The organism is Methanosphaera sp. BMS (assembly GCF_003268005.1).
GTDB lineage: Archaea > Methanobacteriota > Methanobacteria > Methanobacteriales > Methanobacteriaceae > Methanosphaera.
On sequence record NZ_CP014213.1, the window covers coordinates 417,545 to 435,845 of the forward strand.

7 protein-coding genes are annotated in these 18,301 nt (G+C 32.4%); 3 read left to right on the forward strand and 4 right to left on the reverse strand.

Annotation, left to right across the window (positions count from 1 at the left end; translation table 11 throughout):
* The first annotated feature begins 247 nt into the window (after positions 1 to 247).
* On the forward strand, positions 248 to 979 hold the full coding sequence (locus tag AW729_RS01360) for a metallophosphoesterase (protein WP_112123392.1): 732 nt from the start codon (positions 248 to 250) through the stop codon (positions 977 to 979).
* A 569-nt stretch (positions 980 to 1,548) separates the two neighbouring features.
* Here the strand turns inward: AW729_RS01360 and AW729_RS01365 are convergent.
* From AW729_RS01365 to AW729_RS01380, 4 genes are all read right to left on the reverse strand, one after another.
* Entirely contained in the window at positions 1,549 to 4,914 is a 3,366-nt protein-coding gene (locus AW729_RS01365; RefSeq protein WP_112123393.1) for a DEAD/DEAH box helicase, read from the reverse strand.
* Between the two features lie 958 nt (positions 4,915 to 5,872).
* Positions 5,873 to 6,562, reverse strand: coding sequence for a hypothetical protein (locus AW729_RS01370; RefSeq protein WP_112123394.1), 690 nt, complete (start codon positions 6,560 to 6,562; stop codon positions 5,873 to 5,875).
* 216 nt (positions 6,563 to 6,778) lie between these two features.
* Positions 6,779 to 10,000, reverse strand: coding sequence for a C1 family peptidase (locus AW729_RS01375; RefSeq protein ID WP_112123395.1), 3,222 nt, complete (start codon positions 9,998 to 10,000; stop codon positions 6,779 to 6,781).
* A gap of 1,275 nt (positions 10,001 to 11,275) precedes the next feature.
* The gene (locus AW729_RS01380; RefSeq protein ID WP_112123396.1) at positions 11,276 to 16,225 is read right to left on the reverse strand and encodes an Ig-like domain repeat protein; all 4,950 of its coding nucleotides are present in this window, start codon (positions 16,223 to 16,225) and stop codon (positions 11,276 to 11,278) included.
* 530 nt (positions 16,226 to 16,755) lie between these two features.
* On the opposite strand from AW729_RS01380, the gene AW729_RS01385 reads away from it, so the two are divergent.
* Together AW729_RS01385 and AW729_RS01390 are read left to right on the forward strand one after the other, a co-directional pair.
* Positions 16,756 to 17,370 (forward strand): TetR/AcrR family transcriptional regulator, encoded by a 615-nt coding sequence (locus tag AW729_RS01385; RefSeq protein WP_112123397.1) that lies wholly within the window; start codon positions 16,756 to 16,758, stop codon positions 17,368 to 17,370.
* Positions 17,367 to 18,206: a CPBP family intramembrane glutamic endopeptidase gene (locus AW729_RS01390; RefSeq protein ID WP_112123398.1), complete on the forward strand. Its 840-nt coding sequence runs from the start codon at positions 17,367 to 17,369 to the stop codon at positions 18,204 to 18,206. The genes AW729_RS01385 and AW729_RS01390 overlap by 4 nt, the downstream gene beginning before the upstream one ends.
* Positions 18,207 to 18,301: the final 95 nt, after the last annotated feature.

Below are 18,301 nucleotides of genomic sequence, written 5' to 3' on the forward strand. Positions count from 1 at the left end.
AGAATTATGTTTATCCATCATATAATCCACAGTATTAATGGGACTATACCCCACTAAAATTGATGATAATAATGAAGAAAATCAAAAACTCCATATCGCTAATTACAACCAGTTTATCAATATATTCTTAACCAAATACAAGCTATGAATATGAATATCCAACATAACATCAAAACAGCAAATATAATAAAATATAAAAAATAAAAGATTACATAAGGATAAAATTTCAAAAAGAGGGTATTCTATAATGACAAAAATTGTACACATGTCCGATATACACGTGGGTTTTGCAGAATTCAGGGAAGATATTCTATTAAAGGCTATCAATCAAATAAATAAATTACATCCGGATGCAGTGGTAATATCCGGGGATATAACAGATCATGGTTATTACAGGGAATTTGTCAAGGTAAAGGAATACATAGATTTGATAGATTCACCGACAATAGTTATACCGGGAAATCATGATGCAAGAAACATAGGTGATGAGGTATTCGAGGAAATTATAGGTAGTCGTGACAGTACACTGGAATTAAAGGAGTCCAACATAAAAATAATAGGACTGGACAGCAGCGTACCCGATCTTGGTCATGGTAAGATTGGTAGATTACAGAGAAAATTCCTGGAAACGGAAATAAGGGATGCCAAGGAAAGAGACATGTTTATCATCATCACGGTACATCATCATATCATTCCCGTGCCTAACACAGGTAGGGAAAGAAACGTCTTAAGTGATGCTGGTGACATTCTCCTGTTGCTGCTTGAAAATAACATTAACTTGGTATTAAGTGGTCATAAACACGTACCTCACGTATGGAAAATGAACAATACCCTATTTGTAACTGCAGGTACGGTCTCCTCAATGAAATTACGTGGAAATACCCATCCGTCATTCAATGTCTTGGATATAAATGATGATAATGTAAAAATTACTTTATACAACTATGATGGGACAATCCATGAGTTAACACCTCCATAAATATTATTATTTTTTAAACATTAATGCAAATAAGGGATTTTTCATACTTTTAATCAACCCCATTTTTTGAAGCTTAACACATATCTTATCAAACATCCCAAGCTTTAAAAACCCCTTTTTAATATATTGAATTTATCGATAAAAATTAGGCCCATGATTCTATAACTTCAATTATTCTCATACACATATCCAATTATTAATTATGATACTGAAAAAGATATGTATTTGATGGGGTATATATGCATGGATTATTATAAAAAACTGATAATTTAATGATTAATCATAGGATGTGCAACAATCCCGTTTCAATGTCTTCTAACATGTTTAATAACATTATGTTTGATACTTTTTATAATTGATACAATATTTTCTTTAGAATATGGGGGTTATATGATATGCAATTGGTCTACTAATATAATTGTCGCACACCCTCGTTTAAGTACTTTATGTGAATTTTATTGTACAAATTAATTTTGATCGAAATCCAATATGTAAAAAGAAAAAAGGTTTTGAAATTTTTAAAAACTTAAACTGTAAGGGGGAGGATAGTTATGACCTACTCTTTCTATTTATAATCTTAACCTCAGTATCTCCTTCAGTTCTTCGTCTGACAGTTCTGTTATGAATGTTTCATCTGTGCTGATAGTTTTTTCTGCAAGGTCCGTCTTGTTTTTTATTATCTTGTCAATGTTTTCTTCAAGAGTTCCTTTTGTAATGAATCGATAAACCATTACATCATTTTTCTGACCGATTCGATGTACACGATCGGTTGCCTGATTTTCTATGGCGGGATTCCACCATAAGTCATAGTGGATGACATTTTGTGCCGCCGTCAGGTTCAGTCCTGTTCCACCAGTTTTCAGTGTTGCCACCATAATCTTATATTCCTCTTCTTCCTGGAATGTGTTGATGATATTATTTTTTTCCTTTCGTGTCTGTGAGCCATGTAAAAACAGCACATCTGTTTTAAGCTTCTCGGATATCAGTTTCTGTATTATTTTACCCATTTCAACATATTGGGTGAATATCAGCACTTTTTCATCCACGTCCAGTATATTTTCCAGCATTTCGGTAAGTAACTCCATTTTTCCCGATTCATTGATTTTTACATTGTCTGACTTAAGGTATTGTCCGGGATGATTGCAGGTTTGTTTCAGGCAGGTTATCAGTTTCAGGATATTTCCCTTTCTTTCAATGCCCTTTTTGTTGGTTATGGTTTCAAACAGTCCATTCAATAGGTTATTGTATAGTTTTATCTGTTTTTTTGTTAGATTACAGTAGATGTCGTTGACAAATTTCTCCGGCAGTTCTTTTCTTATTTCATTATCACTTTTAAGTCTTCTTAATACAAATGGCTTTGCTATAGTTTTAAGATCGTTTAATGCTTTTTCATCATCTATCTTTTCTATCGGTGTAACATATCTTGTTTTGAAGTCTTCCAAGGTGGATAAATATCCCCTGTTTACAAAATCAAATATTGACCAATAGTCCGTCAATCTGTTTTCTATGGGCGTACCTGTTACCGCTATCTTATTGAATGCGGGTAATGTTTTGATTGCCTGTGTCTGCTTTGAGCCTGGATTTTTAATGTTTTGAGCTTCATCTATCACGCAGATAAACCATGACTCGTTTATAAACATTTCCAAATCCTGTCGTATAATGCTATATGATGTTAGTATAATGTCCCGTATTTCGGATGGGAAGCTTCTATTGGGTCCATGGTAGATGTGATATGATAGTTCCGGGGTGAATCTCTCTATTTCCTGTTGCCAGTTTGACAATAGTGTTGGCGGTACGATAATTAATGAGGAAGTGGCTTCCATCGGATTTTCCTCTTTGAAATATAATATGGTGGCAAGTACCTGTACTGTCTTACCCAGACCCATGTCATCTGCAAGGATGCTTCCAAAACCGCTTTTAATGTTCTGTATTAGCCATGAATAGCCTATCCTCTGATATGGTCGTAGATTTGCCTTTAGAGTTTGTGGCACTTCATAGAGTCCGGATGTTTTAATAAGTTTTCTGAAGTTATCGCTTAGTTTGACTTTCATATCATGGAATTCTTCAAGGATTGCATAGTGCAGTATCTCATTGCTTTTATCCACATGTCTTAGTAGCCATGTGTGTCCTTTCAGTTGACGAAATGCGATTCCATCAACAATGTGGATTTCATCATCTATCTTAATAAGTCCGTTCATGTCATCTGTTATTTCATCAAATCTGTCAAGTGTAATTTCCACATCATCTAATCTTATCTTCCAGATGTAATGGTCAATTATTTTATCCAATCGGAAATCTTCTTTGTCCAAATCAATATCCAATACCAAGTCCATATTGTTGTGTATGATTTTAAATGGGTTATGCAGTTCAACATTAACGTATGGAAGAAGTTTTATTATATTTTCGCTAAATATGATAAAGTCTTTATTGTTTATCATGATTTTCTCATATATGGTATTTTCGATTTTAAAGTATGTGAATAGATCATATATTTTCCTGATATTCTCTAGTTGATCTGTAGTGGCCTCATTAATACTTTTATAATTATCATCCTCTTTTATTTTTATTTCAATATCAAGGTTGTCATCTATAAACATTGCATAACTATATTCCAATTCATTCAAACAGAAAGCTGAAAGCTGTTTTTGAATTCTTTGAATTGTACTATCGTGACTGTGTGTTTTCAGGCTTAACTTTTCTCCTGTAAATAACTTGAAAATATTATCGCCGATATTTTCAAAGTGTCCTATCTGATTTTTCCTGATTGTGTACCGTATTAATCCCTTCATTATCAGACTGATTAGTACTATGACCTGATTATCTTTTGAAAGTCTTTTTTTGTTGAATGTAACCATGTCTTTCGGACAATCCTCATAGTATTTTTCACAGTAGTTAATTACATTGCCGCTATAGAATGATGGAATCCAGCGAATTTGACAAGAGTTTTCTGTTTTAAAAACTTCGGGCATCACTGCATCATGATTAACCAGCGTATATGTCAAGTCCAATACTTCCTTTAGAAATAACACGTGTTCATCCATGTCTTCAATATCTGCCTGCTTTAATTCATTTAAGAAGATAAACAGTTTTTCTTCATCACTGACTTGTTTAAAGCCAACAAATTCATATTCATCATTAATCCGGATTTTTATATTATTTTCGAAGAAGCAGTTGCCCGTGAAATTCTCATTTTCTTCCTTTTGTGATTTGAATGAAGTTTCAATATCCCCGTTATAATCAATGTATGCTGTGTGGGGATTGAATTTATTTGGATATGAATTGATTTCATTTTTTAGTAATTCAAACAAGTCACTGTAGATGAACTCTAAGCCCTTGGTTGGATATTCAACATTTTTAAGTAAAATGACGTTTACATCATATAAATCAATTAAAGAAACATCATCCGTTGTTTTTTTAAATTTAAGCTCTAAAATATCAGGGAATGTTTTAACGGGATATGTTATTTTTCTGGTTAAATCCAATCCCCTGATTTTAAATATTAAAAAGTTATTCTTCTCCAGTCTGCGATTAAATTCCTTAAGAAGGGATAATGTGTCGATTAGGTTATCATTTTCATTGTCATATGAACATTCAACATCCAATTCATCCAGTGATTCGGGTAAAATCTTAATTCCAGAATCTAAGAGTTCTTCAGGTAAAGTCTTGTTGATAACCTTATGGACGTTAACGGGACTGTCATCAACAATTTTACATAATTTTTCCTTTTCATCATCGGTAAATTCCTTGAATTTGATATTAATACGGTTAAAATCATACTTTTCATGACGTATTGACCCACTTAACATGTTGTCTTTAATCTCAACGGAAAGTATATCCTTATATGGACGAAGCTTTTTGTTATGGTTAAAGTTGTAGTGGTACTTATAGTCATGTTCAAAGTATTGTCTGGAAAAATTTTCAAACCAATCCTTCATATGAATCCCCCGTTTTAGAAAAAAAGTTATTTGTCAATTATATACTATTGCATTTAGTCTGGAATGTAAAAGTGGCTATCGAAGCGTTTTAATAATCTAATTCTTGCATGTTGTCATAATGTTAACATCTTCTTTATAATTACCTGTTTGTTTTTTGTGATTAATAGATTTATCGGAATATTATTCTTAGACAATCATTTAATTTGCATCATGTTGCCTATGATTTGAAAAAACTCTTAAAATCTTTTATTTGCTATGTATTTCGTGTTTTTGGGGATTTATATGTGTTTATTTCGTTTATCATAGTATAGTGAAGTTTAAAAAAATATTTCATGATTTAAACAAAAAATAGGAGTGGACTGAAATGTTAGCTGAAATCGCACACTTCCATCAAATTACCGTTATGTTTCAGGAGATATTAAACCTTCAGCAAGAATTATAAGACGATTTATCACTAAATATGAAGGTTATTTTAAAATATTACTTAGATATACTTTAATTTTTAGTCATGAAGTTAATTTAACTAGTTTTAATCAGGTAGCAGTTGATGGTAGTATTAAAAAAGCAAATAATAATAGATTTAATGTTATTCATAAGGAAAATATTGAAATATTACTTGATTATTATGAATGGGAGTTTATATCAGCTGATAAATTAAATAATCTACGAAAACCTGCTAAAAATTACAACAACATAAGAACCCACGGAGTAATCCGGACAGAAAATATAATGAACTTATGTGCATTAACACACAACATAAAAAGAGTATACACTATCAAATACAATATACTCGATGAAATAACATAATTAGACAATTTCCTAGAAAAAATAGCCATACAATTCGAAACAGAACTCACAGCAAAATAAATAAAAAAAGTATTACTAAACAACAAAAAAGGATAATTATGTCAAGTACTCGATATATGAAAAAAAAATAAGAAATAAGGTTATTTTTACATTAAAGACTTAATGCTGCAATCATAAAAATAAATGCATCGGTACATAGGTGTGTGATGTATGATACTAGTAAATTTTTTGTCTTGATGTATCCTATGAATTCAAATATTGATCCAAATCCCTGTATGAATATTGCAAATAGGAACATTTTCAAATCATATGCATGTAATGATGCAAACATGAGCATTACAATTATCATGGATATGATTATTGATGCTTTTCTGTTATCGGTGTATTTATAGAATATTCTAAGCAATAACAGGAATGGTATTAATTTGATTATTTCCTCAGTCATTAGTGAAAATATGAGTGGTATAATTGATATGAATGTTACTGTGCTTTGTTCAATAAGTTGTCCACCTGTGAGTCCGAATTGCTCTAATAAGACTGACATTGCCACTGCATATACAAGGTATCCTACAAATAGTCCTATTGCCAATAGAATATCTTTGGCTTTTGGTTTTTGGAATAATGCCTGATAATCCCAGTTAAGATAGTATAATAATGGCAGAATCATTATTATGAGTATTATTATTGACCCATGTATTGTGCTTCCTCCACCAAAAAGTGATCCGAATATTAATAAAATCAGCAGCACTATCCATGCTTTTTTGGATAAGAGTGGATTTTCTTTATAGAATGGAAAATCACGTTCTTTATCTTCAAATTTAAATCTATCCTTTTCTAGCATAAACATTATGTTTATTGTTAATAGTATTAAAGAATATTGTTAATTATTGTGAAAGTATGTGACAATTATTTTTTCACTATGAATTATATGTGTTATTTCTAGATATAAACTAAATATTCTATATAAAATGGGCATTATAAACACTAACAGCAAGTTATTGTTGAAATGTGCTGAAATTAAATTTTTTTATAAAAAAAAGAAGAAAAAGGTGAGTTTTTATGATATTGTAATGTTTTCAGTATAAGTTTGTGTATCATTACCAACGGTAAACTCTACTTTTAATTCATGATTTCCAAGTAGACTATCAATGATTTCAAAGATTATGGTTGATATGTCATCACCAACAGTACCATTAAAGACTACTTTTCCATCAATGTATACAACCAAATGTCCATTTATAAAGTTTTGGCCAAAGATTTCATTTAATCTTTGAATTGTAAAGTATTTTCCTTCAAAGACTAATTTATCCTTAACAGATACCTTATATGTTTTTTGTATAGTATTTGGAGCTTTTATACTTTTAACCTTTTGGACATTATTATATGTATTGATAGGTTTTTTATACTCTGATGGTATGAATAGTGTAATATTCTCTACTTTACCGCTTATTGGATTTAACACAAATGCGGTGTGACGTCCTCCAGGCAGGTATAATTCGAATAATGCCACTCCATTTTCATCAGTAGTTGCAGTATATTCAAGTCCATTTGATAAAACAGATACCTCTGCATTTGTTAATGGTTTTCCATTTTCATCATAGTATTTTACCTGTATGAGATTCTGTTGGGACTCTATTTCCATATGTGACTTATCAGGTATTGTGTAAACTTTTATACATGCAATTTCATCATCATAATAAAGATCACTATATTTACCATTTATTCCAACAAATGATGAGTTATTGGTATAATGTTGTCTTGTACCTTTTGATACGGGTACAGCTGCACCGGCACCAATTTCAACTATGAATGTATCGTTTTCATCTACTCCTATGTATTTTTCTAATGGTATTGTTTCAAATCCCATATAAGTTGATACACCACTTTGATTATATATGGATATATCATTTACTAAGACTTCAATATTGTAGTTTACTCCACTTTGATTAAAGTAGGTTCCTACAGCAGTTATTAAGTCTTTTCCTACACTTGTATACTGATTAGCATAGGTTACATTTACTTTATAAAGATCATAATCTATATCTGATATAATATCATACTGATAGTTTTTCTCATAGTTAGGATAATCCTCAATTATGAATGCTACAGGAAGTCTTCTTGTTCCAAAGGCAGTATCATAATATGATACATAATAATAACCTTCATCTGCCCAGTCAGTTCCCCAACTGTTCTTGATAATCCATGCACCATCACCTGGTGGTGTAATTCTAAAGTTATCTTTTGAGTAGGAGTCATCCCATCCGACTAGAGTTACTGAATGATCAGTTCCAAGACCAAATGTTTCATTATAGAAGTATGCAGCATTTGTCTTTTCATTGAAACTTGAATCATCTTTTGAAGCTCCATGTACACTTACACCCACAGCACCATATTTGACTAGTGCTTCCTTGAATTTCTGGTTATCGGTAACGTTTTCTCGTGGCATCATAAGTACAACATTATGAATATGATATTTTGTTCCATTATCATATATTGGACTTATCTTTCCAAGTTCATCATATGTATTATCCTCTGATGTTGTAACACCAAGCCAACTTAACATATATGCTGAACCAACGGTTCTTAGAGCTCCTTCAGTAGAATCTGCCATACCATATATGGAATACATCAATCCTGAATCCTGAATGTTTGATTCAGAAATATCAAGTAAAGCCGTCTTATTTGATGCTTTAAGATATGCTGATTCTAGTGAACCAGTTACACCAAATGCCCAACAGGAACCCATATCTCCCTGATTTTTTACTGGAGTTACAAGGCCATAATCTCTCAGGTCAAATGATGTTGCATTAACTAATGATTCATCTAAAATTATTGGACTGTAATCAATTGAACTTCCAATTGAGTCATATACATAAATGTAGTCAGTATCATTGAAATTGTTCTCTTTAAGGAATGTATTATTTTTAAGTTCTGTAGAGTTTTGATCAAACATTGAAGATATGTTACCTGCAAAGTATGAATTTGAAATATTATAATCTGCATCATAAAGATAAATATCACTACCTTCTAATGCATCATTATCCTCAAATCGTGAATTTAAAATAATTAAATCTCCCAAGTCAAAGTAGATTGCACCACCTTGATTGTAATCTTCAATTTCCTCATTTGCACTATTGTCAGTAAGGCTGGAATTTACCACAGACAAATCAGCATTTGATGTATAAACTCCTCCACCATTTATGACAGCATAGTTTTTAGTTAATGTAGAGTTAATTATAGTTAAGGTTCCACCTAACTGCAGGATTGCTCCACCAAAGTTAGATCCACAATCCTCAAATAATGAATTTTTTACTAATACTCCTCCTCCTTTAATGCCAAGCATTCCGTTTATATCGGCAAATAATGCACCACCATTCTTAACTGAAGTTACATTAATGAAAGTACAATTATCAATCAGTACTATAGAACTATCAATATCCTTAACACCTATAGCACCAGCAGTTTCATTAGCATTCAAGTTCATAAATGTACAATTATAAACAACAATCGTACCGTTGGTGTTATAAATAGCAGTTGCATATTTGGATTTCATATTGGCAAATGTTGTATTTGCAATGATGGCTTCAGAATTTGAAATATATATGCAAGCCCAGTTTATGTTTTTATTCATATTAAAGGTTGCATTTGTAAGTATTAGTCCACTTTCATAGGTTACAAATATTGCAGAACCAAACTCATTATTAAGGTTTGTGAAAGTATCACCACTACTGTTATATGAACTTTCAATTACCAAAACAGCTCTGGAATCAGATATATCATTGTTTTCGAAATTTACATGAGTTGTTGTTAAATTTGAATCCGTAATCCTAATTGCATTAACATTTGTATTTCTAATATTTAAATTATTAATTGTGATATTAGAGTTATATGCAGTGAAAAAAGATCCTAAACTATTCATGTTAATGGTATAGTTGTTTCCTTCAATGAATACATCAGAATTATTAATAACAATACCAGTTTCAAAATACTTTGAATCAGGTCCCACTGTAAATTCATAATTACGTTTTAGGCTTAAATTACAATCACTTTCTAACAGATCATTTTTAAAATCATCTATAGTACCAGTTTGGGTGTTTTTATCAACAGTTGTTGAATCATCAATATCACTAGTAGTTGAATCATCAATATCACTAGCACTTGAATCATCCGCACCATTATCAACGGATTCTGTTGTATTATCTGCAGCAAAAACCATTGATGTTGACAGTAAACATACGAATATAAGACTTATAAATACAAGAACTGTCTTTCGATTCACTTTTTCACCTCCGAATAGTTATATATAATAATATGTTTAAAGGGGTTTATATCTTTTTAAAAAACTGAATAATAATTGGATGATATCCATATAATCTATGACATATAAAATATTTATAAAATCAGGAAATATTGTTGTTTTAAAGGAATATAGGTTAAATATATGAAAAATAGTATTATTAAATTATCGGATTTAATATATCCCTAAAGTAGAAAATTATGAAAACTATCAATGAGATGAAAAAGATTATTCTACTTTTATTCATATTAGATCTCCATAATGTTTAAGTATGAATTATAAAAAATTATTGATAAATAGAGACTTGACCAAAACTATTATTAAAGAAGGTGTAGACAATTATTTGCTATTAATAATATCTTTTAACTACCTATTCTATAGAAAATAACAACATAATTATAATTAAACTAAAAACAGCTATCCAATATTTGAAAAAAAAAAGTTTTTTTGTTGGATTGAATTTCAGACACTCCTGATTTAATTCTTTTTGCAAAATTTGACAAGAGATATTGTTAAAATTTTTGTGGCAAGTATTATCCCCATGATTTTTCAGTTTTCTCTTCGTTATATCTACGTATTGCGAAGAAAAAAAAATAAAAAACTACAAAGTTACCAAAAAAGGATTTCTCCTATTAAACTTTAATGATAATTTAGAAAATCATTAAATAACTACAGATAAGATAACAGTCAAACAATAACTAAGATGCCCCATTAGTCAACTGCAGAATTACCACAATCAACATGAAACTATAAAAGAAACAAAAACAATAAATAATAATAGTATTACCAACACTCATGGGTAATACTAAAATACAAAAGTTATTATTTTGTATACTAATTTTTAAGTATATAATCTCAATAATGGTTTTATTATCAAGAGGAATTACCTCTGCGTAATTCCTCTTAAAAAAAGAGACGAAAATCACTAATTTTAAGAAAATTCACAGCCCTTATTATAACAATTCAATTACCCTTTTTTTATAAATTACTAGAAAAACTAGAAAACAGCATATACACAAACAATGAAAAAATAGAAAATGCAATAAATCTCCTTTAAAAAATTCAGCTTTAGGATAAATTCAACAAGAATTTATCGGTACATTTTATAATATCTCTTTTTGATATTTATCTTAATAAATTTAGAAATAACAGTACCATTGGCTTGGCAATAGTTGTCGTACAAGCTATCTGGCAATAGAAAAAAGGTGGGGAGGTTAAAGGGAGTTTATCAATTATTATTCCAAAGGGAGTAATAATCTATTTTTTTACAAGTACGCTTGTTATTCTATCTGATTTGTATGCTCCGGTTTCACCGGCTATGAGTTCTATTGTATGTGCTCCTGTTGTGATGTTTGTTGGAATTGTAACATTGATTATACCATTGGTTGCCGTTGTAGTGTTTATCATCTTGCCGTCTAGTTTTATACCAACAGTTACCTTTCCTGATACGTTGTTTTTGTTTTTATCTACGATATTGGCGGTTATTCTTGTGGTTGTTGTCTTTGTTGTTATTGGGGTGTATCTTATGAATGCTTCTCCTTTTGTCACGTTAAGTTTTCCTGTTGCCTCGATACGGTTGTATCCGGTGTATGCGTATACAGCGGTGAGGTTGTATTCTCTTGCACTTAAGGTGATATTGTAGTCAAGTACTGCTACTCCGTTTACTACGTTTGCCTGTAGGGCTTTACCGTTGGAGTCTTTGAGTGTTACGCCGTTTGCTTTTATTATGACTGTTCCACCGGTTATGCTTTGTCCTTTTTCATCTGTTGCTGTTATGACAAATTGTATTTTGTCACCGTTTTCATGTGTTGGCAGTTTTGCTATTTGGATTTTCACATTTCCTGGTGTAATGTTATTTTTGGTATTGTTTGCCCGGCTTGAGGCGTATTTGTCATTTCCTGCGTATGTTGCCTCTACAGTGGTGTTGTCCTTGTACCAGCTTCTTGGTATTGTATAGTTTAGTGTTGCAGTTCCGTTGTTTACGAGTGCATATAGCGTGTTTCCGGGTTCATCCTTTAGGGTAATTCCGTTTACTTTGAAGGTTACTCTTCCTGTGGTTACTGCTTTTTTGTTGTTGTCTTTGATTGTTGCTTTTAGTTGTGTGGTTGATCCTACTTTTCCGTTTATTTGGGATACTGTTGTTGTGGTTGGTGTTGGGGTGGTTGTTTTGTTTAGTTCTTTGATGATTTCCTGTAATTCTTTTATTGTGTTGTTTTGTGTTTTTATTGTGTCTTGTAGTTGTTTGTTGGTGTTGTTTAGGTTTTGTATTGTTTTGTTTTGGTTCTGGTTTTCTTTTGTGAGTGTTTGTATGGTGTTGTTTTGTTGTTTTATTGTGTTGTTTAGTGTTTTTATGGTGTCTTGTAGTTGTTTGTTGGTGTTGTTTAGGTTTTGTATAGTTTTGTTTTGGTTCTGGTTTTCTTTTGTGAGTGTTTGTATGGTGTTGTTCTGTTGTTTTATTGTGTTGTTTAGTGTTTTTATGGTGTCTTGTAGTTGTTTGTTGGTGTTGTTTAGGTTTTGTATTGTTTTGTTTTGGTTTTGATTTTCTTTTGTGAGTGTTTGTATGGTGTTATTTTGTTGTTTTATGGTATTATTTAGTGTTTTTATTGTATTGTTTAGTTGTGTGATGTTTGCCTGTAGTTGTTTGTTTATATTGTTTAGTGTTTGTATCGTGTTATTTTGTTGTTTTATGGTATCGTTTAGTGTTTTTATTGTATTGTTTAGTTGTGTGATGTTTGCTTGTAGTTGTGTGTTTTGGTTGCTTAGGTTTTGGTTTTGTGTCGTTAATGTTTGTATGGTGTTGTTTTGTTCATTTATGGTGTTGTTTTGTTCATTTATGGTGTTGTTTTGTTCATTTATGGTGTTGTTTTGTTCATTTATGGTGTTGTTCTGTTCATTTACAGTATTGTTAAGTTGGGTTATTTTCTCTTCAAGTTCTCTTATTTTGGCGTCCTTATCTATTTCTACTTTGAAGTTTATTATTGTGGTGGATGATTTGTACTCGTTTGTTTCTGTAAATTCTACTTGGATGGTGTAGTCTCCTGGTGTTAGTGTGGTTTCGGTGATTATTCCACTTGTCGTGGTTTTTGTTATGTCGCCGGTTATGATTATATTGGCATCTGTTATTGGGGTGTTGTCAATTGTGTTGGTTACTGTTATGTTTAATTGTGTGTTTGATTGTGTGTTGTTTATGATGTTGTATGTTATTTTTGTATCCTTCTTGTTTACTGTTATTGATTTTGAAGCTGTGCTTCCGGTGTAGTTGTCGTTGTCATTGTATGTTGCGGTGACTTGTACTGTGTTGTTGTTTTTCGGGGTTATATTTACATGGTAGTTTCCGTATTCATCTGTTGTCGTGGCAATACTTTCCTCGACCATATCTATTATGACTTCCTGGTTTGCCAGGAGTTTACCGGTTTTATCAAGTAGTTGTCCGTATATTGTAACTGTTTTGTTTACCATTGCATTTGGAGTATTTTTAATGGTTATAATTGTCTCTTGTTTAGAGATGACAATAGTGGTTGAGTTTGTACTTTGAGTGTATTGACCGTTTCCTTCATAGGTTACTGTTATTGTATGTGTTCCCATCCTGTTTGGCGTATATTCTGTTGTTATTAATCCGTTATTGTCTGTTCGTAGAGTTTCTGTTTTTCCATTAATGTTTACTGTCACATCCCTGTTTGATAGTTTATTATCATTTTCATCAGTTAATACTGCATTTATGGTTATTGGTGTGTTTATTTTTGGTGTAGTATCATTTAGTGTTATGTCAAGTTGGGTATTAAGCGTTTTGACGTTTATGGTGGTTGAGTTTGTACTTTGATTGTATTGGCTGTTTCCATCGTATGTGGCTGTGATTGTATGTGTTCCTGTCCATCTTGGCGTGTAGTCTTTAATTATTCTACCTTCATTGTCTGTGCGTAGATTTTCAATGATTCCATTGATGTTTAAGGTTAAATTCTTATTGTCGAGTTTATTGTCCTTGTCGTCGGTCAGTTGTATGGTAATTAGTACCATTGTATTGTTTAATGGTGTTGTATTTGTTAGTGTTAAATTTATTTTTGTAATATACTGAACAGTGATATCTGTTGATGTGCTGCAGTTGTAGTATGTTTCATCTCCATCATATGTAACTGTAACAGTATGTGTTCCTCCATGATTTGGTATGTATTCAATGTTTAGCTCTCCATCTTCGTTTGTCATCATATTTTGTTTATCCCCATCTATGGTGATGTTTAATGGTTGATTGGATAATCTGAGTCCGTATTGATCTTTTAATATGACGTTTATATTAATCTTATCATTTACAACAGGTTTGGTGTTATTTGTGGTTATTGTGATGTTTGTATTGAGTTTGTCATGGAACTTGTTATGTTCTATTATAACTGTTTTATCTGAGTTTGTGTATATTGTTCCATGATATTGAGTAGTTGTATCTCCTTCATTGTCTTCTATTACTGCTGTTCCATCATTTATTATGGCATTTCCAGTCATTTTTGCAATATTGGCTATGAAATAATTAAATTCTATAACTGCACCACCTGCATTGTTGTATATTGCACCTCCAACTCCATATCCATCTTGTCCTTGTCCTGTTGCGGTGTTTTGTGTGAGGTTGGAGTTTGTTATGGTAAGATTACCTGAGTTGTGTATTGCACCTCCAACTCCATTTGTTTGTCCTGTTGCGTTGTTTTGTGTGAGGTTGGATTGTGTTATGTTAAGAGTACCAAAGGTGTTGTATATTGCACCTCCATATCCATCATATTGTTGTCCTGTTGCCTTGTTTTGTGTGAGGTTGGATTGTGTTATGTTAAGAGTACCATATACGTTGTATATTGCACCTCCCCATCCATCTTGTTGTCCTGTTGCAGTGTTTTGTGTGAGGTTGGAGTCTGTTATGTTAAGAGTACCATCCCAGTTGTATATTGCACCTCCACGTCCCACTCCATTTTGTCCTTGTCCTGTTGCCTTGTTTTGTGTGAGGTTGGATTGTGTTATGTTAAGATTAGCACCATATGCGTTGTATATTGCACCTCCATATCCATATCCATTTGTTTGTCCTGTTGCGGTGTTTTGTGTGAGGTTGGAATTTAATATTGTTAAGTTACTGTTAGTACCGTTGTTGTATATTGCACCTCCAACTCCATATCCATTTTGTCCTTGTCCTGTTGCTGTGTTTTGTGTGAGGTTGGAGTCTGTTATGGTAAGATTACCCCTATTGCTGTTGTATATTGCACCTCCACGTCCCACTCCATTTTGTCCTTGTCCTGTTGCTGTGTTTTGTGTGAGGTTGGATTGTGTTATGTTAAGAGTACCATGGTTGTATATTGCACCTCCCCATCCCCATCCATCTTGTCCTTGTCCTGTTGCCGTATTTTGTGTGAGGTTGGAGTCTGTTATGGTAAGAGTACCACTATTGCTGTTGTATATTGCACCTCCATATCCAGTATATGTTTGTCCTGTTGCTGTGTTGTTGTTGAGGTTGGAGTCTGTTATGGTAAGAGTACCACTATTGCTGTTGTATATTGCACCTCCATATCCATCTTGTTGTCCTGTTGCTGTGTTGTTGTTGAGGTTGGAGTCTGTTATGTTAATAGTACCACCGTTGTTGTATATTGCACCTCCACATCCAACACCTTGTCCTGTTGCTGTGTTGTTGTTGAGGTTGGATTGTGTTATGTTAAGAGTACCACCATTGTTGTATATTGCACCTCCTTGTCCATTTTGTGCATGACAGTTGGTGATTGTGATGTTGTTAAGGTTTACCATTTGATTACTCTGTATATTTAAAAATCGGTATTTGTTATCTCCGTTTATTGTGTAACTGTTTCCGTTTATTGTAAGAGTCTTTATATTAGGATTTAGTGTTGGACTGGCTGTGAGTGTTATGTTGGAGTTAATGTTTATAGTTACCTCTTCATCGTCACTACCCATTGCATAGCTTAGATTAGCATAATTGCTTACGTTGTGGGTTTGGCTTGCGGTTTTTAAGTTTTCTTCTTTTTTGTTTATTTTTTCTACTCTATTGGTATCTTCTATGGATACACTTTGTCTTTCTTGTACTGCTACTTCATTAACTACCTGTGCATCTGTACTTATACTGTCAGATATATCAGAGTTGATGCCATCAGTATTTGTGTCTGCTGCATTTGCTACTCCCACCAGTAGTAGTAATGTTACCAGTAGCAGGATTATTAATTTTCCTTTCATGTTAATTCATTCCATGTATTTTTTTTAGTTTTCATGTATTGCTATTTTGATATTTTGTATTATCTTTGCATGAATACTGAACATAATTTTTTTTTATATGATGATATTAGATATTGTTTTTATTTATATTATAGTTTATATGGGTTTTGAATGTAAACCTCTGGAGGGATTAGTTCTTAATGGATACGATGTTATTTTCCTTATTTGTTTATTCATGAACTATTTTCGTCCCATTATATTTTTTATCGCTAATAATGTTTTCATATGCTTTTTATTAATGCGTTATATCCTGTCAAGTTGAAGTAGGAATCATAAGGGTTTCTTATTAAAAAAGTTGGGGGGTAAAGGGGTTGTTAAATATAGTTATAACTATAAGAAAGACTTAAAGTATACGATATCTTTATATAGTATGATGTTAAGAGTATTATTAAAAACAATAAAAACCGACTGAAAGTCGAAAAAAGATTGATGAAAATATGAGGTTAATTATGATATGAAAACCCCTAAATCTTTAATTAATGGAGGCAACCATGAAAAAAGGTGAAAAAAGGAAACAGATGTTATTAAAGATTGCCTATGATATGTTTCTCACAAAGGGATATGAAAATACCCCCGTCGACGAAATCATAGAAAAAGCACAAATAGCTAAAGGCACATACTACTACTATTTCCAAAGCAAAGAACAGATGCTCGAAGAAGTCATAGACATGATGATTGAACATGAGGCCGAAATGGCAGAACAGATTATCAGAACGGATATTTCAGTACCGCAAAAAATAGTCGGAATACTTACATCAATGAAACCTACCGAAGCAGAACAACCCATAAAAAACACACTTTTCCAAGAGGAAAATGTGTTAATGCACCATAAGGTTAGAAAAAAACTGATTGATACACTTACTCCACTTTTATCCGAAGTTATAGAAGAAGGAGTAAATGAAGGCATCTTTAAATGCGACAATATACCTGAACGTGTTAAGATGCTCCTTATCATAAGTGATGGTACATTTAATGAAGCTACATTCAGTCAACGGGACATTGCAGTCTTCATAGACATGACTGAAAAACTTCTCGGAGCGGAAAACGGAACGATGAATTTCATATACAATCTGATTGATAAAACCGATATGGAGGCGGTCGAATGAACAATACAGGAAACTACAAATATAAGCCAGTACTCTTTTTTGTGATGGCATATGTTTTTACATGGATATTTTGGATTCCGGCAATCTATTTGCCAGAAAGCATCAGTCCATTACTCATGCTGGTAGGCCTTATGGCTCCAGCTATTGTATCTACAGTTTTCATTATGATGTCAAAATCAGATGCACTTAAGCAGGACTTTAAGAATAAGATATTAGGCTTTTACAAAGTAAAATGGCTGAACGTACTTTGGGCCGTAATTGTATTTGCTATTGTTATAGTCTGTTCTATCATGTTGTCACTACCTTTTGGACAGTCGCTTGGCCAGTTTTCCTTCACTGAAGGCTTTTCTTTCACTGGAGTTGGAATAGCCGGAGCATTCATTACCATTACGATTGCTTCGATAATTGAGGAAGTGGGATGGAAAGGATACTGTGAGGATTCAATCGGTAACTATATGAACTGGTTTTGGGAATCCATGATTTTTGGAGTGCTATGGTCTTTATGGCATCTTCCCTTAATCTTTATTTCGGGAACGTATCAGGCAGGACTTATGGTGAATCCTCTTTATGTGATTAACTTTTTCGTAAGTGGAATCCCAATGGGATTTGTTATTACATGGGTCTATCTTGAAAGTGACCGTTCGATATTGGCTTGCATGATATTCCATTTCTTCGTTAATTTCATGCAGGAGAAAATAGCGTTAACTCCAGAGACAAAGTGCCTGGAGACAATTGTGATAACTGTGCTTACAGTTATTATAATCATGGCTAAAAAAGACATGTTCTTCGAAACTAATCATGTCGGAAGACTACTTGAATACAGTAACAGAGATTAATAAAATAAAAAGGTTATCTGAAGATTAAATTAGATTATAACTAGTTTACAAGGATGTTTTAAAAATAATCAAATAAAAAACCCCTAACCCCCACA

Coding starts and splice junctions, on each gene's coding strand:
- AW729_RS01385 (WP_112123397.1), top strand. CDS start 16,756: ATGAAAAAAGGTGAAAAAAGGAAACAGATGTTATTAAAGATTGCCTAT.
- AW729_RS01365 (WP_112123393.1), bottom strand. CDS start 4,914: ATGAAGGATTGGTTTGAAAATTTTTCCAGACAATACTTTGAACATGAC.
- AW729_RS01370 (WP_112123394.1), bottom strand. CDS start 6,562: ATGCTAGAAAAGGATAGATTTAAATTTGAAGATAAAGAACGTGATTTT.
- AW729_RS01360 (WP_112123392.1), top strand. CDS start 248: ATGACAAAAATTGTACACATGTCCGATATACACGTGGGTTTTGCAGAA.
- AW729_RS01380 (WP_112123396.1), bottom strand. CDS start 16,225: ATGAAAGGAAAATTAATAATCCTGCTACTGGTAACATTACTACTACTG.
- AW729_RS01390 (WP_112123398.1), top strand. CDS start 17,367: ATGAACAATACAGGAAACTACAAATATAAGCCAGTACTCTTTTTTGTG.